This window comes from Exiguobacterium sp. SH3S3 (genome assembly GCF_004337115.1).
Lineage (GTDB): Bacteria > Bacillota > Bacilli > Exiguobacteriales > Exiguobacteriaceae > Exiguobacterium > Exiguobacterium aurantiacum_A.
Map to the genome: position 1 here is coordinate 164,037 of NZ_SJUU01000005.1, position 19,578 is coordinate 183,614.

Below are 19,578 nucleotides of genomic sequence, written 5' to 3' on the forward strand. Positions count from 1 at the left end.
AGAGGTCAGGAGGTTGTGTATGAAGTCTTTTACCCGCCAAATTTGAAATGAATTGGTAATAGAAGGGAAACTCCTATCATTTTTTCGCAACATGTGTCATCTCTTTTTCTTTCAACGGGACGGTCGGCGGTTCGACCTGCCCTTCGATGATGCCTTTGCGCAGGAGGACGTTTCGGACCGTCAACAAGATACAGACGAGGTCGAGACGGTGACCCATGTGCCGGACGTAATCCCCGTCAAACTTCGCCTTCACCTCGATCGGGAGCTCATCGCGTCCTTTCACTTGCGCCCACCCGGTCAGGCCTGGTTTGACCGGGGCGACGCCTTCCGCGCGTCTCGCCTCGATCAAGTCGGTCTGATTCCACAGCGCCGGCCGCGGACCGACGAGCGCCATGTCGCCTTTTAAAATGTTGACGAGTTGCGGGAGTTCGTCGAGGCTCGTCTTCCTGAGGACGCTACCGATCGGCGTGATGTGTTTCGTCGGGTCGGCGAACATGTGGGTCGGCACGTCTTTCGGCGTGTCGTCCCGCATCGTCCGGAACTTATAGATCCAAAACAACGTCTCGTCCTGACCGACGCGCTGCTGTTTGAACAGGACCGGTCCTTTCGAGTCGAGTTTGATCAAAATCGCGATCAACACGAGCAACGGTGCGAGCAAAAATAGTGCGAGCGAACTCAAGACGATGTCGAGTTTCCGCTTTTGATTCAAATAGCGCATCCCTCACACCTCCCTCTTGAGCGGACTCCCCGGCGTCTGTTTCCACACTTCACGCATCACATAATCCGTGTACGACAACAAGATGCGGAGCACTTTATCGGACACGTTCGGCATCGCGTAGTCGGAAACGAGTCGCATCGGTGTATCCGTCTCCTCTAACACGCGGAGCGCCTGGAGGACGCGGTCGCGTTTCAAGCCGACCATCATCGCCGCCCCTTCTTCCATCGCCTCGGGCCGCTCGTGCGCTTGGCGGATGTTTAAGCCTTTCAGCCCGAGGATCGAACTCTCCTCGCTGATCGTCCCGCTGTCACTGAGCACCGCTTTCGCATGAAGTTGCAAGTGGACGTAGTCGCTGAACCCGAGCGGCTTGAGCGTGCGGATATTCGGGTGCAGCGTCACCCCGGTCTCGCGAATCCGGTTGGCGGTGCGCGGGTGCGTGCTGATGATGAGCGGGAGGTCGTACGTCTCGGCGATCGCATTCAACGTGTCGATGAGATCGAAGAAGTTCTCATCCGCACTAATGTTCTCGTCCCGATGCGCGGAGACGACGAAGTAGCCGCCTGCCGTCAGACCGAGCCGGTCGAGCACGTCCGAGCGGTCGATTTTGTCTCGCTGGCGCGTGAGCACCTCGAACATCGGACTGCCCGTCTTGATGACGCGGTCGGACGGGAGCCCTTCTTTTAGAAGATACTCGCGGGCGATGTCGCTGTACGTCAAATTGACATCGGCGATATGGTCGACGATGCGGCGGTTCGTCTCTTCCGGCACCCGTTCGTCAAAACAGCGGTTCCCTGCCTCCATGTGGAAGATTGGGATTTTATGGCGTTTGACGGCGATGGCGGCGAGGCAGCTGTTCGTATCGCCGAGAATGAGCACGGCGTCCGGTCGTTCAGCCTTGAGCACCGGATCGACCGCGATCAAGATGTTGCCGATCGTCGCCATCGGCCCGTCAGCGGAGGCGTCGAGAATGTAGTCGGGCGTGCGCAGACCGAAGTCTTCGAAAAAGATCTCGTTCAACTCGTAGTCGTAGTTTTGTCCGGTGTGGACGAGGATGTGTTCGATCGCCTCCGACGCCTCGAGCTTGGCGATGACGGCCGAGAGACGGATGATTTCCGGGCGCGTGCCGACGATGGTCATCACTTTGAGTCGATTCATAACGTTCCCTCCTAAGAAGTATGGTGGATGGATAGGATGCGGATCTTCACTTGGGCGAACACTTGATGGACGAGTGCTTTCTCGCTGTCATCAAACGCGAGGAACCACATGATGATGCCATAGAGGACGACGAGCACGCCCCCTTTCAAGGCGAAGGCGAACAGGTTCGACGCCGGGAACAGCTGTTGGATGCCCCAGCCGATGACCGTATAGAGCGCGAGCGCCGGAAGAATCCTCACGTGGCATGACCGGAAAAATAGCCCGATGTCGAGTTTGAGGATGCGGCTGTAGACGAAGTTCATATAGAAGACGAGCCCGACGATATTGCCGATACAGATGGCGACAGCCGCCCCGATCGGCCCGTAAATCGGGATGAGGAGCGGAGATAACGTGATGCTGATACAGGCGACGATGAGTGCGCCATACGCCCGATACTTCACTTTGTTCTCGGCGATGAGCGTCGTGTTGCCGATGTCTTGTGTCAATGTGATAAGGCTCGGGGCGATGAGGAGGAGCGCGACGTAATACGAATCGTGAAACGCCTCGCCGACCCAGAGCCGCATGAACTCTTGTCCGAGGACGAAGAATGACAGGACGATCAATCCGACGATATAGAGCTGGATGCGGCCGATCCGGACGAACAAGACGGCGATTCCTCCCCTGTCGTCACGCGTGAGCATCCGGCTCACTTTCGGCAAGAACAAGAAACCGAGCGCCGACGCGATCGTCCAGACGTACCCTTCGATGACCATCCCGACCGAGAACAAGGCGATCGAGGCACTGCCGGCGAGCATCCCGAGCAGGCTCGGCGTGATGTTGAGGATGAAGCGCTGGGCGACGAGCGTGACCGTGCTCCATGTCATGAAGCCGAAGATGTCTTTATAAATTCCTTTGTCGCGTTCACGGAAGTTCGCGCGGACCGTCGTCTTCCGGTGGATAAAGATGTATTCAATGATGAGCACGAGCGTGCCGACGAACGCGGTGACGAGGACGAGCGCATACAGCCCGTAGCCGAGGATGAGCGCCGTCACCATGAGGACGACGGTCGCGATCTTTTCTGTCAACTGGAGCGCGCTCGAGAACAAGAAGTACTCATGTGAGACAAGGATGCCCGTGAACGGTTTCGCCGGGAATGACATGACGATGAACAGACCGGCGACGACGTACAGGACTTTCAACTTGTCGAGCTCGGCCGCGGTCAGCCCCGCGTATACCGAGTCGAGAAAGAAATAGACGACCGCGAGGATGACGAACAAGACGAAGCCGATGACGGTGAACAGTTTATAGGCGACGCCGAGGAAGCGTGCCGCCTTATCCTCGTCCCCTTCGGCCATGTATTTGCTCATGAACCGGGATACGGCCGCGTCGAGCCCGAAGTCCATCGCGAACATGCTGATCAGCGAGATGGTGAGCATGTAGAGCCCGTAGTTCGCTTGACCGATCTCCTGGATCATCCACGGCGTATAGATCAATCCGGACAAGATGCCGAAAAAGATTTGCGTATACGACATCGCTGCCCCGTATTTGATTTTGCGTGTACTCGCGGCCTCATCGGGCTCGACGCGTGTCGACATGTGTTTCCACCTCTCTTCCTTACTGCCAGAAGAACGTATACACCGGTGCGTCCTGCAGGAACAACAAGACTAACAGCGTCACCGCCGCGTAATAGACGAGCAATCGTTCGCGCCGCTCGAACGTCTTGAGGATCTCCGGGATCATCAGAATCAAGAACAGCGTGAAGTATTGGACGAGCCGCATCATCGACGGGTTGATGAACGTGAGCGGCAAGAAGCATGCCGCGAGGAACAACGCGTTAAAGTAATGCGTCGCCGACGGGTTGTTCGCCAAGATCTCATCGCGCCGCCATAAGGCGACGAGCAGGACGAACAGGAGCATGACGCTGAAGTTGATCGCACCCGCCCCATTCATGTAGTCATACGTGTCGTAGCCAGATAACGTCACCAACATCTCAAAGAACGGGCCCCGAAACACGAACAAGGCGGCGATGAAGCCGAGCATGCCGAGAATGTACGCTTTCGTCAGTTGCCGGTTGGCCAAGAAATAAAACGGCAAGAACACGAGCGCCGACTTATGGATCGTCATGGCGACGAGCACGAGGACGAGAAACAGTAGGAGCTTGCGGGCCCGGACGAAGTGATAACCGATGAGGACGACGAGCGCCGTCGCCACCGTCTGGCGTAACCCCGTCACGGCGAAAAATTCATAAAACAGGACCGAGAAGATCAAAAAGCTGATGAGCGGCTCGCTCGAATATTTATAGATGAAGTAACCGAGCGGCACCATGAAGATGACGGCGATCAAGACGAGATACAGTTGATAGTCCGAGATGACGAACTGGGTGAGCCGTTGGAACAAATAATAGCCCGGGTCCTCGCTCTCGGTGAAGACGAGGGTAAAGAAGTCCCGCGTCAGCGCTTCGAGCGGCAACGGCTTCGTCGCAAGGAAAAGCGCTCCGTATTGCGCCGTGTCGTCCCCGACCGAGATGTGACGAAATCCCGACAAGACGATCCACTGGACGGTCGCGAACGTCACGAACCAACCGCGCCTGTAAGTCGTGTCAGAACGCATGAGCAGCATCGCCCAGAGGACGAGCAGTGCGATGTTGACGAGATAGATGGTCATGAGGTCGCCTCTTTTCTAACGATAGATGAGGTTCGTGACGCCCCGATAGAGCGACAGCAAGTTCGAGATCAACAGTCCGTTGAACCGCAGACGCCCATGTTCGAACGGACTGAAATAGTCACGCACGTCCCGGGTCGCGAGATACGCTTCACGCACCGCCACCGCATCTTCTTTGAACGTATGGCGCAAGATGATCGGGATGAGCGTACCCGCGTCCGGACGGCGCTCGACGTCAAGGAGTAACTGGCTGAGGTAGCGGTCCGATTCGATTTCGGCACGGTGGGCAATCTTTTTCGTCTGTTGGGCCCCGTGAATCCGGGACAGAACGAGCGGCTCATCCGTCAAATAGTAGTCAAACCCGTCAAGCGCGAACCCGATCCAACACATCCAATCTTGGATGAACCGGTCCTCCTGCGAGAAGCGCCGCGTTGCGAACGCCGCGCGCGGGATGAGGAGCGCACAACCGTTCAGGCTCGACGTCAGCATCAAGTGACGGAACATATCACCCGCTTGATACAGCCCGGTGAATTTGCGCTGGTAACGCCGGATCGGGGCCCCGTGTTCGTCGATGAAGCGGGTGCCGGTGACGAGGATCGTCCGCGACGGGTCGAGTTTTTCCCGCTCGAGCGTCTCGAGCTGCGCCTCGATTTTTCGCGGGGCGTACAAGTCGTCGTGGCTGAGCCAAGAGAAGAAGTCACCGCGCATCTCGTCGATCCCACGGTTGAGCGCGCTCGAGACGCCGCCGTTCACTTGCTCGATGTAACGGATCCGGTCGCCGTAGGTTTTGGCGACGGCGGCCGTCTTCCCTCCGTCGGTCGAGCCGTCGTTGACGACGATGACTTCGATGTGCGTATACGTCTGGGCCAGGGCGCTGTCGATACATTCGGCCAAATAGTTGCTCCCGTTGTACACCGGGATGATGATCGAGACGAGTGGTTTCATAGAATATTCCTCACTTTCTCGTGTCGGAGCGCCGCATAGACGTCCAAGTAGTCGATGGCGCGGTCACGGAGCGCAAAGTTCGTCCGGGCATGGGTGACGCACGCGTCTTTGTACGACCGTTTGCCACGGGCAAAGATGCGCTCGATCCCGTAATTCAAATCGGTGAGTCCCCGCGTCGCGACGACGACACCCGTATCGTCGGTGACGAGTTCCGGGCTCGCGGTCGCGTCCAAGACGAGCACCGGCGTCCCGCACGCCATCGCCTCGACCGTGACGTTGCCGAACGACTCCTCTTCCGATAAGTTGAGGAACACGTCGGCGAGCGCGTAGTAGCGGGCGAGCTCACGGGCGTCGTTCGTCTCGTCGACGTGGATGACGTTGGCCGGGAGCTCTGTGTCGCTAAGCCGGCCGATCAAGAGAAAGGCGTCGTTCGGACGTGCCGCCGCGAGGTCGAGGAAGGCACCGAGCCCTTTCGCCTCACTCCACGTGCTCGCGACACCGAGCAGCACCATCTTGTCGGTCAACTGAAGCCGTGCCCGGAGCTCGGTCGCGTCGACCGGACGAAACACGTCGAGGTCGACCCAGTTATGAATCCGGCGCAATACGGCAGCGTGTCGGAGGAACGAAAAGCGCGCCTCGGTCGTGATCCAGTCGGAGACCCCGACGACGGCGAGGCGCGGGATCGCCGTCAACCAGCGACGTTTGTCGTCGAGCATCTCACTCGTCCGGTCGAACAGCCAGCTCGGGATATCGTCCCGAAGTTGCGGGCAGTCGCCGCAGCCGTGTTGCCACTTGTTGCACCCGGCCGTCGTGTAATGCGTGCATTTGCCGGTGAAGAACCAGCAGTCATGGAGCGTCAACACGGTCGGGATGTCGCGTGCGGCCAGGTATTCGAACAACGTCCTGAGATGAACGTAGTTGGCATGCAAGTTATGGAGATGGACGACGTCCGGAGCGTAGCGCTCGATGTCACGGACCAAATTCTCCGTCGCAAATCGTGAGGCGTAGCCTTGCCGTCCGGTGATGCGAGCGTGCAGCGCGTGCAGCTTCACGTCTACGGGATCGCCGATGACGTAACTCGCCTCGGTGACCGGTCCCGTCGAGTGGGCGACACGCGTCTCGTGTCCGCAGTCGTGATGGACAGATGCGAGTTCTTTACAGATTCGTCCAGTGCTCTTCACGTCGTTGATCGCGTTAATATGGAGAATCTTCATCGTCGCCACCTCACTCGTACGCGTAATACTTATGCCGTCCGCTCTTCCGCTTGTTCAAGACGAGGCCGAGCATATGCGTCCCGGTCCGCTCGAGCTGTTCTTTCGCTTTCACGACGAGTTGGCGCTCCGAATTTTCGCAGCCGATGACAAGGATCGTGCCGTCGGCGATTTTTGCGAGCAGACGGGCGTCCGCCACTTGCATCATCGGCGGTGCGTCGAGGATGACGATATCGTATTGCCGGCGCACCTCGTCGAGCAGTTCGACCATCTGGTCAGAAGCGATGAGCTCGGTCGGATTCGGCGGAATCGGTCCTGCGGTGAGGAGCGACAACCGCTCGACGCCCGTCTTTTGAATGGCCCGCTCGAGCAAGATCCGTCCGACGAGAATCGTCGATAGCCCGGCTTGGGACGAGAGGTTGAACGTGAACTGCGCCGTCGGTTTACGAAGGTCACAGTCGATGAGAAGGACGCGCTTTCCGAGCTGCGCATAGACGACGGCGAGGTTCGCCGCGGTCGTCGACTTCCCTTCCCCGGTCGAGGCCGATGTGACGTTGATCATCTGTAGCTTCTGACCGATCGACGTGAACTCGAGGTTCGTCCGGATTGTCCGATACTGCTCCGAGATCGGCGACTTCGGATTGGCGAGCGTGATCAAATCACGCTGCCCGTAATCAGGAAGATTGTCGTTCTTTTTTCTCAGAAACATGAGGGACCTCTCCTTTCCCTTTAGGGGTGTTCGTTTTTATTTTTTTCGGTTTCATGTCACGCCGTTCGATGACCGGCACCGACCCGATGACGGGAAGGTCTAACAGCCGTTCCGCCTCTTGTTCGTTTTGGATCCGTTTGTCGAACACGTAGCGTAAGAGACCGATCAGCCCGCCGAAGAACAAGCCGACGAACATACCGATTATTGTATTGATGAGGATGTTCGGTGAGATCGGGGTGAGCGGCACTTCAGCCGGCGACAAGATGCGGACGTTGTCGATGTTCATCAAGTCCGGGATCTCGTCCGCGAACACTTCGCTGATGACGTTCGCCGTCTCGGCCGCCACCGCCGCGTCCGTATGGGTGATGACGACGCTGATGACTTGTGACTCTTCCTCACTCTCGACCGTGAGCACGTCACTGATCGGGTCTGGCGCGTTCGGGACGCGCTCTGTCACTTCGTTCAAGATGGCCGGGCTCTTCATGATGACTCGGTACGTATTGACGAGCGAGAGCGACGAGAGCACTTCCGAGCTGTCGACGCGGTCGCCTTCTTGTTCGGTCACTAAGAGCACTTGCGTCGAGGCCTCGTACGTCGGTTGGATGAACGCCGTGCTCACATAATAAGCAGCGAGCCCGCCGAGCAGGATGAACGGTACGAGTAACCACTTGCTTTTCTTAAGTACCTCGACGAGATCACCGACGATCGTCGTTTGCTGATTCATGAATGTTTCCCTCCTTATAGACAAAATGGACGACAGAAATAAGGCATGAGCCTACCGTAATACGTTCTTTCCCTGTTCATCTTGACAATCGGAGGGAATCATTTATCATTTTTTCGCAACATCATGTCATGTTGCCGTTCCGTTTCGTTCTTTGTCTTTTTAGGAACTTGGACCTAAAAAAAAAGACCGCCTCGCGAGGAGACGGTCGGTCAGTTCAGTTCGCGATGCAGTTCGCGGTCGGTGATATAGTCGGGTTCGAGCTTTAAGATGACGCGGTCGAAGGCGCGTTGCAGGCCGAACATGCCAAGCAACAGGACACCGAGCGCTAGAAAGAACGACGTCCCCGGCGAGCCGGTTTCAAACCACCCAAGCAACGCGTACAAGACAAGGAGGCCAAACAGCGTCAGCCAAAACGGGAAGCGGATGAGCCGTTGATACGTCGCGTCATCGTTGAACGTACTCCGGATTGTCCCGAGCTTCCATTCACGCACGAGCAGCGGGACGACGCCGAGAAACCCGAGTCCGATGAGGAGCGGTTGTGAGATGTCGACCGTTCGCAGGAACGTGCTCGTCAGGAAGATGGAACCGGCTCCGATCATAATCGCTTTTGCTTTGCCTTGCCGTGCGTAGTCGACGAGGCGACGGATATGTTGTTCGCGTCTCATAGGTCAGCGCTCCTTTATTCAGTCGTTACTCTGTATACGGGCGTTCGTTCGATTGGTTTCAAGAACTGGATGAATCCTAGGCTTAATCCGACACGGTTAGTTGACGATGACCGCTTGTGTCTGTTTCACATATCCCGCCTATGGTATCTACATAATCCAAGTGCCCTTCCTCATCTCTAAAGTGACAACAACGCAGATCGGCACCTCGCCAACCTGCGTTTTGTCATCTTACGACTTTATTTGTCTTCTTCACTTCTTGATAACCGGTTTGGGTCATCTTCACCGTAATGACCGTCCCTGTCTTTTGTTTCGGGATCATCAACCGATAGTTCCCTTTCACATCGACTTTTACCGCTTTACTGATTGCTCTCGTCCCTACATACGCCTGTACCGTCGCGGCCCGCTTCCCTTTGCCGGTCACGATTGTTTGCGTCGACTTGACCGGATTGGTCGTGAACGTCGAGAACGTATTGAGCACTTTCGTCGACGTCAGGCTCGAGACGTTACCCGCCGCATCGCGGGCCCGAACGGATACCGCCGCCCCCGATTTCGTCGTCTTCAGGTTGTACGCATAGACACCGGTCGAACTCGCCTTCGTTGTATACGTCCGCCCGCCATACGTGATGAGCACGGTCGCCCTGGCTTCCGTTCTACCGGTCACACGTGTCGACTTGTTCGTGAGTGTGAGGATCGTCGGTTTTGTCGGCCCGACTTTATCAATCGTGAACGCGAGCCAGCTGTAGTTGCCAGCCGCATCCGTCACACGGAGCGTATAGTTGCCTGACACACTCACTTGCGTGTTCGTCCGGAACGCCTTCCCATTCAACGTCGCCGTGCCTTCATTGAACCGAATCGTGACGGTCTGCTTCGTCAGCTGATTTGCCGTCACGCCGGTGATGGCTGGACGCGTCCGGTCGATTGTGAACGTCTCAGTCGTCTCGTTGCCACTCGCGTCGACTAGGCGCAACGTGTACGCCCCTTCCCGGGAAATACGCGTGCCCGAGGCGAACGGTTGTCCGTTCAATGTCGCCGTCCCTTCTGCGAATGTCGGTGCGACTTCGCGGTAATGCGTCTGGCCTTTGTTTAAACCAATTACTGCAGGGGGTGTCGCGTCAACCGTGAAACGGATGACTGTCTCGTTGCCGGCTTCGTCCGTCACGCTCAACGTATAGTCACCGTCTGTTGATACGGTCTGGCCAGAGACGAACGACGCCCCATTCAATGTCGCCTTGCCTTCGGTGAAGCGCGGTGTCACACTGACATACGTCTTGCCGTCTTCGACACCACTCACCTCCACTTTCGTCTGATCGATCGTAAAACGAATCTCGGTCTTATTGCCGGCCAGATCCGTCACGACGAGCGTATACGTCCCTTCATTCGTGACGGTTGTGCCGCTCATGAAGTCCCGTCCGTTCAATGTCGCTTTGTCCGTGAAGACAGGCGTGACCGCTTTGTTGAACGTCCCGTTCGTCGCGCCCGTGACGATTGGCGCGGTCCGGTCGATCGTGAACGCGCGCGTCGTCTCATTCCCAGCAGCGTCTGTCACGACGAGTGTATACGCACCGTCGCCCGTGATGGCTTGTCCCGATGTGAACGGTTTCCCGTTTAAGGTCGCCGTCCCTTCCGTGAAACGTGGGCTGACGATGTCTTTCGTCACTCCGTCCGCTACCCCGGTCACCGCGACCGGAGTTCGGTCAATCGTGAACTCGCGCGTCGTCTCATTTCCAGCAGCGTCTGTCACGACGAGTGTATACGTGCCTTCTGTCGTGATGCGTGTGCCGGGTGTATACGGTTTCCCGTTGAGCGTCGCCGTTCCTTCTGCAAAGTTTGGCGTCACGCCGTCTTGGTAGAACGCCGCGTCGACGCCTTCGATTGCCGGTGCGATGAGGTCGATGGTAAATGTCAACGCCGTCTCGTTACCGGCGAGGTCGGTCACGCGCAAGACGTATGTCCCAGCCTTCGTCACGGCTCCGCCCGTGAACGGTTTCCCGTTCAACGTCGCCGTCCCTTCATTGAAAGCTACCGCGACGGCTTTATTGATTAACGCTTGGTCGGTTACCCCGGTGACGACTGGGGCAGTCTGATCGATCGTGAATTGCAGCGTCGTCTCATTTCCGCTCGCATCTCGAACGAGGAGTGTGTACTTCCCGTCTTGATCGACCGTCTGGCCAGAAGTGAACGGTTTCCCATTCAACGTCGCGGTTCCTTCATTGAAGGTAATCGTCGCTGGCATGGAGACAGATTTACCGTTTTCCACACCTGACACGACAGGCGGGAGGACGTCACGAATCTTTTTCGTATACACGTCACTCGTCAGTAGGCCGCGCGTCGCTTGAATCGTAAACGAATCGGTAGTCAAATCAAGACCGGTGAAAGCGAACGTCCCGTCCGTTTTCGCCGTCGTCACGACCGGCAGTTGTCCGAGTGTGAGCGTGAGTTCCGTACCCGGTTCTGCCTTCCCTCGAATCGACGTGTCCCGATTCGTCACGTCGTCGACGTGGAATACTTCATAACGACGTGTCACGTTCTCGGACGTGAGCTCGATCTCATCGACCGCATGTGCCGTGAGCGACATGGTCTCGCTGAGTGGGATTGCCCTCGTATACGGGCTAGCAGTCTCCTCATTTTTGGCGTAGTAGACAGTCGCCTGCTTCGTCGCCGTCAGCTCGGTTGTCTCCCCTCGCAAGTAGATGCCGCTGTCCTTGCTCACCGAGACGACCGGCAAGTCGCGCGTATAGACTTTATACGTCCAGCGGTGAGTCTTTCCGAACTGGTCGGTCATCGCGAAACGAAGCGCGTGGTCACCCGGTGTTTCCATGTCCAGACGGAACGTCCCGTTTGCGTTTGCTTGAACCGCTTCATCGTTCACGTATAATGTGCCGAGCGGGATGAACGCACCGGCGACGGTGACGTTCCCGTTCGTCTCAAATACTGGCGTCTCGTTCAAGCGGAACGGGAGCGTGCCATACAAATTGCTCGTTGCGATCATCGAGGAGATCGAGTTCGAGCCCGACATCGTCACCATCCCGTCTTGGTACGGATAGTAGTGGCCAAATGTGAACGAACTCGCTCGAATCTCATGCTTCGCTTGAACCCCACCCGTCAGACGAAGCCGTCCGCCGACGTAAACGTTTCCGTTTAAGACGGTGTTCTGTCCGAGCGTCAACGTCGCACCCGGCATGATGTAGACGTCTTGATTGATCGTCGTGTAGCTCCACCAGTCGTCCGAATTGACGATGACCGCATCGACCGGTTCGATTTTCGGTAACGTCGTCACGGTGAATACCAACCCATCCGATACCGTCGTCGTATTTTGGTTCAAGTCAGCAATCGTCAATTCTTTCAGCTTCCACGTCCCTGCTCCTTCCGGGAAGTCGCTGCGGTTCAAATCGAATTGGAATCCTTCATTCGTCACGTTCGAACTAGAGAGCGTGATGGACTCTTCTCCGTTCACGAACACCGCATCGACCGACTTCAGTTTCAAGTCATCTGTAGCGAAGACGGTGAAAGAAGTAGCTTCTCCTTCGTCGAGTTCAACATGGTTTTCGTCGAAGCGATTGAATGTCGGTGGATTCAACTCAGTTCTATATAAAAAACCTTGATTATCAGGTGACGTATACTTCATGTCTTTACTGTTGCTCACTTTGTCGTAAACAAATATCTTATCAACGACATAATGCCCAACCTCCATACCGTCAATCATTCGAAGGCTACCACTATAAATGTTTTGGCCTTGGGAAAACAAATGAACTCCTACCGTGTTCCCGCTAAGCGGTTTCTTTAAATACATAATAGCTCCTCCGACACCACTTAAGTCGTCTGCAATACGAGCTGAAATATTGACTGTTGATCCAACCGAGTATTCTTTATGTTCAATAGAATATCCTAGTACTCGAGGAGCCTCGCTGTCTCTCTCAGAATCCACTACATCAAAATATCGAGTGTCCTCTGGCGACTTTCGAACATCTGTACTGTTGCTTACTTTATCGTATACAAATATCTTGTCGATTACGTAGCGTCCTGGCTCCATCCCATTGATTATCTGGAGAGACCCTGCATACTTATTATTGCCTTTAGGAAACAAATGAATTCCAATTGTGCCGCCGCTAATTGGTTTCTTCAAGTACATAATGGCACCACCAACCCCACTTAAGTTGTCTATAATATGCGCATTCACGTTCATCGTTGTGCCTGGAGCATACTCAATCCTGTCAAATGAGTATTCGACTACTTGAGGAGGTTCATTGTCTTGCTCCATATTGATAAGATCAAAGAACTCTTTATTATTCAGTGAAGGACGAAAGTCTTTGCTGTTACTAACCTTGTCGTAGACAAAAATTTTATCCAATTCGTATCGCCCTGGCTCCATGCCTTGAACGATTGACAAGCTTCCTTCATATATCCCGTTCCCTTTTGAAAATAGATGGATTCTAATCGTTTCGTGACTGATTGGTTTTTTCAAATACATAATGGCACCACCTACGCCACTTAAATTATCAGTGATTTTTGCTGACACAATAACGTTAGCGCCGATTGAGTGAGATTGGTTACCAAGAAAGTACTCAATTACTTCGGGTGCTTGATTATCAACACTGGCTTTTGACGATACCTGAAACAAATTTAATACGAGTATAATAGTTATCAATTGAATGAACCACTTCTTCATATGTTTTCCTCTTTTCCCAACACCTATATGTAGACTTTTGAATATGAACCCTATAAATCCCAACTAAGAATATAGCACGTTTCTCAAAAACGAAATGACCTATTTTTAAAAACAAGTGTATGAATGCAACAAAAAAGAGCGAAGCTTCAATCGCTTCACTCCTGCCTCAATGATAGTTCGCTGTCGCCGTCAACGGATACGTCTCTTCTTCCCATGAATGGTCACTTCTTAGCGTCTCATCCGACACTAAGAAGTAGTCGTACCCCACCTCTCCCGGCCGGTTTGGTACCGGATCGTTCCACGTCGTATCCAAGTGATACCAAGCGCCGTCCAGCTTGACGAGGTTCCACGCGTGTAGCTCTGTCCCAGCCTCGCCTGAGATGTATCTCGCCTCTACTCCAGCCGCTTCTAATAGAAGCAACGTCGTCAAGGCATATCCTTCACAGACACCTTCCCCGTTGAATAGAATCGAGTACGGGGTGAACGGACTCGCCACGCTATCCAAGTTATAAGCTGTATTCAAGACGACAAAGTCGTTCACATATTTCACTTTCTCATAATCATTCAAGCCGCTAGGCATCTCCTCGACGACTTGATCGACTTTTGCTTCGATTTGCTTAGCTTCCTCGATGTTCATATCGTAGGCTAACCGCATATCCAAATCGACATACCCGCCGTGATCCCGATACTCTGTCTCGCCTCCGCGTGACAAGCGGAAGACATAAATATGGTTCGCTTCGAGCCAATCCCACGCTTCATCCATCGTCTGCTCGAAGTCACGACTTTTACCGATATAACGGATGCTGAATGATTCATCGAATTGGCTCATATGGTAGGCGATTGCCATGCCGAGCTCTTCGGGAGAAGCAATCTGATTCGGTAGCTCAAACGTGTCCCCTAAAATCGTAGCGGATTGACTCTCCACTTGTTTCGGTCCGAACAGTTCCGTCATGTCACCTTCCGTATACACCATGTGCCCGCTCACGAAGCTGACCCCGAGCATTGTCATCGTCAACACGCCACGTCCAGTCACGACGATTGATGACCAAATTGATGACCGCTTGCTTTTAATCAATCTGTTCAGTTCATCGCTGACCATCTGTTCTAGCTGCGTCCGTTTCATCTTCAGTTTAGGGTGAACTTGAAACACGACTTTCCGGTACACCGGATCGAGTAGTTCAAACTGTCTGGCGGGATTGTGCTCATACCTTTTCAACTCGTTCTGGATGGGACGAAGTTCACGCTTTAATGCCCGATAAACAATCCTCATTTCACGTCCTTGACGAAATAAGAGAATCGTAATACCCCCACTTAATAACACGATCAACATATACATGATGACATTCACGGCGCTCGTTTCTCCTCTCGTTCATTTATGCTACCGAGTAGAATATTTTCCCTACTCTTAAACCCCTATAAGTATATAATAACTTTATAAACAATATATGGAAGGTGTTGCCACATGAATATTAATACATATTTGAAAGAGTACGCCCAAACTGTGCTCGGTGACGGAACACATATCGCCCCAAACGTACCCGACAAAAAATTGAACGGTGCCATTAAAACTTATGCGCAAGATGCACTTCCAGAACACGTCGTCGTCTTGTACGATTCGACGCTCTTTAAGAGCGGCAAAGAAGGCATGCTGTTTTTAGGGGACCGCTTCTACTTCAAACCGCTTCTTGAAAAGCCAATCTGTGTGCTCTACAAAGATTTGCAACATGTCGACTTGGACCGAGAAGTAACATATAAAAACGACAAGCGGAAAGAGAAGCTTCATGTCGTCATGCACACCGAGCAATACGACTATAGTATGACCGACAAGCTCGCGACGTATAACGTCGAAGGCGTCGTCGAGTTATTAAACGGCATCGCAGCGCTCAAAGACAAAGAAGACGAACTCGTCAACGTCTCGCAAGTGACACCGCTCGCCGACTTGCCGGAAACGTATAAGCTTACATATTTAAAAGTTTTGGCGAACTTCACCTTCGTCGACGACCAGCAAATCGATGCGAAAGAGTACAGTGAACTCATGTCACTCGTCACTCGGATTCACCTCAGTTCCGAGTATCGATTGCAGCTTCGAAGCTACTTGAGCAACCCGTCGCTTCACACTTCGACGACCGACTTGATTGAAGAATTACGTACCCTATCGACGACGCTCGATTTCTCCATCGTCGAGAAATCATTGTTCAAAGATTTACTTTATCTGTTCAAATTAAAGCGGCCGCTCTCAGCATGGTTTGAGAATGCGTTTCTCCAACAGCTGAAAGAGGATCTGTCGATTTCAAGAGAAGAAATCGAACTTATCTCAAGTGCTATCCAAAGCGATGAGGATATTTTGACGTTCCGGAAAAATGACTCTGAGATTGCCAAGTCGATGAAAGACTTGGCGGCGAAAGCGGCCGCGGTCGGAGTCCCATTGACGGCCATCTATTTATCAGGATCTGTCGTCGGCTTGAGCGCCGCCGGATTGACGTCTGGCCTCGCTTCACTCGGCATGGGCGGTCTACTCGGTTTTTCGAGCATGTTTACCGGAATCGGGGTGTTGGTCGTCATCGGGGTCGGCACGTATCAGGGATTGAAGAAAATTACTGGAATGAAAGATATCGAGAATAACAAGCAACGGGAATATATGCTTCAAGCCATCATTCGGAACACTCAGCAGACGCTCAACTATTTGCTCGAAGACATCAATGAGATTTCCAGTCGTCTCGTTGTCGCCATCCAACAGGGGAATGAAAATTCGGAGAAAATCAATCAGTTATCCAATATGCTACAAATGCTCAGCCAAAGTGCTCAATTCAGCGCCGATAAGCAAACCCATTCGCAGAAAGAACAAATCATGACACAACTACCGTCAAAACTGAGTGCGGTTCGCTTAGACGAGTTGACGTCGAAAGCGACATATCAAAAGATTCGCGATTACGTCTATACGTGTTACACGCCTGAACCAATCCAATTGGATGACATGACGTTCAGTAACGAAGAGGAGCTCGTCTTGAAAGAGACGCTCACGCTTGAAGAACTAGAACAATTGCATGAGTCATTCCAAGCGATCGGTTACTTCGAGATGACAGGCGGCGGTCTCGCTGAAGTGACGGGTGGAGCGAAGCGTCTCGTCAAGAACGTCTTCGGTGACAGATGAACCGGTCCGAACAAGACATGATCGATAAAGCGAAAGCGCTACTCGTCCAACAGCATCAAGCCGCCCAGGCCGAGCAACGCTTAGGTGAAGTAAACAAGCATCTATCACAACTTGAAAATACACAAGATGCGCAGGCTGCTGTCCTCGATGATTTGTTTGAAGATATGATGCGGCTCATGAACGGACAGTCTCTTCCAGCGGAGGCAACAACGCTTGCGCCGTTAGCCGTCCCGATGTTTGACGACCTCGAGCCGATTCAAGTCTCGGACGTCTCTTGGGATATCTACTTGGCCGAACTCGATATGTACGCGACGCGACATGACGTGACCGGGCTCGACGACCCGTTCGCCCATCTTTTGACAGCACGACAGCGACACGACTTGGCGACAACGTTTAAAGAGGAGTTTCTATTGAAGGAAGCGGAATGTGACCGCTACGATTATATGACTGCCTCCTTCAGTGGCCTTGTCGCCGGTTTGATCGACAGCTTCTTCGTCGGTTCCCCGGCCGACAGTAAATTGCGCGCATGGTCGGACGAAAAAGTCGACAACGTCGTCATCAAGTTCGCAAACCTCGTCTGGAAGCAGGATAAAAAGAACGGGGCCCAACTCCGGAAACAACCGGACTCGATTGCGAGCGCCATCGGTTTTTTAGAGCGTCGGTTTAAAGTGAACTACGACGCTCGCTATGCGAGTGATTTAAAGATGGGCGCAACAACGCTCAACATGCGCCCGTCGGACCATCATTTGAAATCGCTCGCCCACGCGCCGGACATCATCGGTTTGTTCTTCTCGATTTTGGATCAATTCACGGGTAAGGCCAGTTTCATCTCGGACGGCCGACTGCTTCGACTCGAGCCAAAAGAAGACGGGACCCAGGTGCTTCAAGGTGGAAACGTGTTGGCCAAACTGTTCGCCGGATTCGCTAACTGGCTCGGCCACCTTTTATCAGACGTGTCAGGATCGAGTGGTGTCCGAGGGCATGACGATGGTCGTCGTGGCGCCGGTATCCCGCTCCCGTTTTTCGAACTGTTCCAATTCGCTGACTTCGGACAGGTTTCCCATAAAGGCAAGACACTCTCGTTTGCCGACTTCTCGACAAAAGTGTTCGAGAGCGGGTATGATGCTCGTCACGGTGTCGCGATGGCGGTTCCGGTCGTCTTCAACGAACTCGTCATCCGCCTGCTCTGGGGTTTGAAGAGTCTGTTTTATCACAAAAACGGATGGTTGGAGTCAATCCCTATCGGCAACAAACCGACACTTCGAAAAATGCTGCTCATTGGTCACGGGGCCCTGTGCCTGACTGATGGGATGGATGCGTACATTCGAAGTGGCAACGTGCCGATTCTGTTTGCGACACGACTAAACTACGTCGCTTGGAGCCGCTTCGCCTTCGCCTCGATGCAAGAGCTCAAGCATGTACTCGGGAAAGACGTGTATGACTGGAAAGCAGTCGATGCCCACCTTGAACAAGAATGGAAAAAAATAAGCGATACATACTGATAATAAAGGAGTCCAACATGGCCTACTCACTTGATACAATCCTGCAACTTGAAAACACACCCGAATTCAATAAACTCGATCAACAATTCAATGAGTTCAACCCGTTTAAAGTACTCCGCGTCGCCAAATACGAGATTCGTCATTCGAACGTCCTAGCTTGGTTGTTCGATCCAAACGAAAATCATCGGCTTGGAAGCTTTTTCTTACGCAAAGTGCTCATGAATCTTGTGACGAGAGCCGATAACGAGAATAAAATCGATGAATTTCCCTACTTGTCATTCGCTCATGCGTCATTGTCCGACGTCGTCGTCCACCGCGAGTGGTCAACGAATGGGAATGGTGCGGTCGATTTGCTCATTGAAATACCGACGTTGAACATCGTCTTACTCATCGAAAACAAAGTTCATTCAGTTGAATCCGCAGGTCAGCTGGCCCGTTATTTAACAAGTGTAAAGAAACACTATTCAGAATGGAACGTTCTCCCTGTGTTCTTAACGCTGTCGGGTGATACACCGTCGCACGATGCGTACTGGATGTTAACGTATGAAGACGTGCTCCACATCATCAAGCAAGAGCTGACATTGAACAAGGCGACAATTGCTGACAACATCCACGATTTCTTATCGTACTACGTCACTCTGCTCGAAGAACGACTCGTCGATGACGAGAAGACGATGGAGACGGCTCTGCAACTCTATCAAGACTATGCGTCTGCGATTCACTTATTGTACGCGAATGCCAATCCGGCGAAACAAAAACAAATCGAGCTCCGCCAAGCGGTGAAGACGCTCACCACGTTCGACGCTGAGACGAAACGTCACCTGCTCCTCATCTATAATCGAAAGTGCCAGACAATCGACTACATCTTTGAGACGGGAAGTGATCTCGTTCGTCAAGCGTTCCTAGAGTTTGTGAAAGAACAAGGTATAACGACATATTCGGCCCATCCCCGTGTCCCCAACTTTGTCATGGACGATTGGTTACCGAGTTTGGAACAGATGGATCGCTTGAAGAAGTACTGGCTCAACTATGGATTGATCATCTGGTTCGAACGAAAAGGCAGCAAGCGTCTCAAGCTCTACGTCGAGGTCGGACCGATCGATTATGCCGAACGTCTGCCGCTTCTGGAAGCACTCGAAGCGAAGCATATCTCGTTTTGGAAGTCTGGAAAGCAAGAAGGGAAAAAATTCACCCGCATCTATACCGAGACGACCGAAGTCTCGGACTGGACGAACGCCACCTTCGTCAAAGATGCGATGACCTCACTTATCGATGACCCGGCGTTCCGTTCGTTCAGCGCGACAGTGACCGATGTGTTGGATGATCTATATGCAGTCAAAGCGTAACGCAAAAGACCATCGGACTTGTCTAGGACAGGTACGATGGTCTTTCATTTGTCTTAAGCCAGACTCATTCAAAATGTAATTTTAGCGGCTCTTACGCGTATTAGGTGAAGGTGCTGACTATCCGCTATCGTTGTATAATCAGGGAA

14 protein-coding genes are annotated in these 19,578 nt (G+C 53.3%); 3 read left to right on the forward strand and 11 right to left on the reverse strand.

The window, feature by feature from the left end; genetic code table 11:
- Positions 1-76: 76 nt before the first annotated feature.
- The 11 genes from EVJ28_RS06840 to EVJ28_RS06890 form a co-directional block, all read right to left on the reverse strand.
- On the reverse strand, positions 77-718 hold the full coding sequence (locus EVJ28_RS06840; RefSeq protein ID WP_131456375.1) for a sugar transferase: 642 nt from the start codon (positions 716-718) through the stop codon (positions 77-79).
- Positions 719-721: 3 nt separating this feature from the next.
- On the reverse strand, positions 722-1,873 hold the full coding sequence (wecB, locus tag EVJ28_RS06845; RefSeq protein WP_131488423.1) for a non-hydrolyzing UDP-N-acetylglucosamine 2-epimerase: 1,152 nt from the start codon (positions 1,871-1,873) through the stop codon (positions 722-724).
- Between the two features lie 11 nt (positions 1,874-1,884).
- Entirely contained in the window at positions 1,885-3,447 is a 1,563-nt protein-coding gene (locus EVJ28_RS06850; RefSeq protein WP_131470124.1) for an oligosaccharide flippase family protein, read from the reverse strand.
- A 19-nt stretch (positions 3,448-3,466) separates the two neighbouring features.
- Positions 3,467-4,516: an EpsG family protein gene (locus EVJ28_RS06855; protein ID WP_131488426.1), complete on the reverse strand. Its 1,050-nt coding sequence runs from the start codon at positions 4,514-4,516 to the stop codon at positions 3,467-3,469.
- Between the two features lie 15 nt (positions 4,517-4,531).
- A complete protein-coding gene (locus EVJ28_RS06860; RefSeq protein WP_131488428.1) occupies positions 4,532-5,458 on the reverse strand; it encodes a glycosyltransferase family 2 protein in 927 nt (308 codons plus the stop codon).
- A complete protein-coding gene (locus EVJ28_RS06865) occupies positions 5,455-6,672 on the reverse strand; it encodes a glycosyltransferase (protein ID WP_201738405.1) in 1,218 nt (405 codons plus the stop codon). The genes EVJ28_RS06860 and EVJ28_RS06865 overlap by 4 nt, the downstream gene beginning before the upstream one ends.
- A gap of 10 nt (positions 6,673-6,682) precedes the next feature.
- Positions 6,683-7,378, reverse strand: a complete 696-nt coding sequence (locus EVJ28_RS06870) for a CpsD/CapB family tyrosine-protein kinase (RefSeq protein WP_131470128.1) — start codon at positions 7,376-7,378, stop codon at positions 6,683-6,685.
- Entirely contained in the window at positions 7,344-8,102 is a 759-nt protein-coding gene (locus tag EVJ28_RS06875) for a YveK family protein (protein ID WP_131488432.1), read from the reverse strand. The genes EVJ28_RS06870 and EVJ28_RS06875 overlap by 35 nt, the downstream gene beginning before the upstream one ends.
- Before the next feature lie 209 nt (positions 8,103-8,311).
- Positions 8,312-8,767 carry a hypothetical protein gene (locus EVJ28_RS06880; protein WP_131488434.1) on the reverse strand — a complete coding sequence of 152 codons (456 nt, stop codon included), beginning with the start codon at positions 8,765-8,767 and terminating at the stop codon, positions 8,312-8,314.
- Between the two features lie 223 nt (positions 8,768-8,990).
- On the reverse strand, positions 8,991-12,344 hold the full coding sequence (locus EVJ28_RS06885; protein ID WP_145963152.1) for an Ig-like domain-containing protein: 3,354 nt from the start codon (positions 12,342-12,344) through the stop codon (positions 8,991-8,993).
- A gap of 1,255 nt (positions 12,345-13,599) precedes the next feature.
- Positions 13,600-14,763, reverse strand: coding sequence for a transglutaminase domain-containing protein (locus EVJ28_RS06890; RefSeq protein ID WP_161566957.1), 1,164 nt, complete (start codon positions 14,761-14,763; stop codon positions 13,600-13,602).
- Between the two features lie 132 nt (positions 14,764-14,895).
- Here EVJ28_RS06890 and EVJ28_RS06895 point away from each other — a divergent pair, with 132 nt between their 5' ends.
- From EVJ28_RS06895 to EVJ28_RS06905, 3 genes are read left to right on the forward strand one after another with little or no spacing between them, the layout of a single operon-like run.
- Positions 14,896-16,584 (forward strand): hypothetical protein, encoded by a 1,689-nt coding sequence (locus EVJ28_RS06895; protein ID WP_131488440.1) that lies wholly within the window; start codon positions 14,896-14,898, stop codon positions 16,582-16,584.
- Positions 16,581-18,086, forward strand: coding sequence for a hypothetical protein (locus EVJ28_RS06900; RefSeq protein ID WP_131488442.1), 1,506 nt, complete (start codon positions 16,581-16,583; stop codon positions 18,084-18,086). Before EVJ28_RS06895 ends, EVJ28_RS06900 begins: the two co-directional genes overlap by 4 nt.
- Before the next feature lie 17 nt (positions 18,087-18,103).
- The gene (locus EVJ28_RS06905; protein ID WP_161566958.1) at positions 18,104-19,432 is read left to right on the forward strand and encodes a PDDEXK-like family protein; all 1,329 of its coding nucleotides are present in this window, start codon (positions 18,104-18,106) and stop codon (positions 19,430-19,432) included.
- Positions 19,433-19,578 lie beyond the last annotated feature (146 nt).

Coding starts and splice junctions, on each gene's coding strand:
- wecB (WP_131488423.1), bottom strand. CDS start 1,873: ATGAATCGACTCAAAGTGATGACCATCGTCGGCACGCGCCCGGAAATC.
- EVJ28_RS06865 (WP_201738405.1), bottom strand. CDS start 6,672: ATGAAGATTCTCCATATTAACGCGATCAACGACGTGAAGAGCACTGGA.
- EVJ28_RS06880 (WP_131488434.1), bottom strand. CDS start 8,767: ATGAGACGCGAACAACATATCCGTCGCCTCGTCGACTACGCACGGCAA.
- EVJ28_RS06840 (WP_131456375.1), bottom strand. CDS start 718: ATGCGCTATTTGAATCAAAAGCGGAAACTCGACATCGTCTTGAGTTCG.
- EVJ28_RS06875 (WP_131488432.1), bottom strand. CDS start 8,102: ATGAATCAGCAAACGACGATCGTCGGTGATCTCGTCGAGGTACTTAAG.
- EVJ28_RS06900 (WP_131488442.1), top strand. CDS start 16,581: ATGAACCGGTCCGAACAAGACATGATCGATAAAGCGAAAGCGCTACTC.
- EVJ28_RS06850 (WP_131470124.1), bottom strand. CDS start 3,447: ATGTCGACACGCGTCGAGCCCGATGAGGCCGCGAGTACACGCAAAATC.
- EVJ28_RS06860 (WP_131488428.1), bottom strand. CDS start 5,458: ATGAAACCACTCGTCTCGATCATCATCCCGGTGTACAACGGGAGCAAC.
- EVJ28_RS06870 (WP_131470128.1), bottom strand. CDS start 7,378: ATGTTTCTGAGAAAAAAGAACGACAATCTTCCTGATTACGGGCAGCGT.
- EVJ28_RS06855 (WP_131488426.1), bottom strand. CDS start 4,516: ATGACCATCTATCTCGTCAACATCGCACTGCTCGTCCTCTGGGCGATG.
- EVJ28_RS06905 (WP_161566958.1), top strand. CDS start 18,104: ATGGCCTACTCACTTGATACAATCCTGCAACTTGAAAACACACCCGAA.
- EVJ28_RS06895 (WP_131488440.1), top strand. CDS start 14,896: ATGAATATTAATACATATTTGAAAGAGTACGCCCAAACTGTGCTCGGT.
- EVJ28_RS06890 (WP_161566957.1), bottom strand. CDS start 14,763: ATGTTGATCGTGTTATTAAGTGGGGGTATTACGATTCTCTTATTTCGT.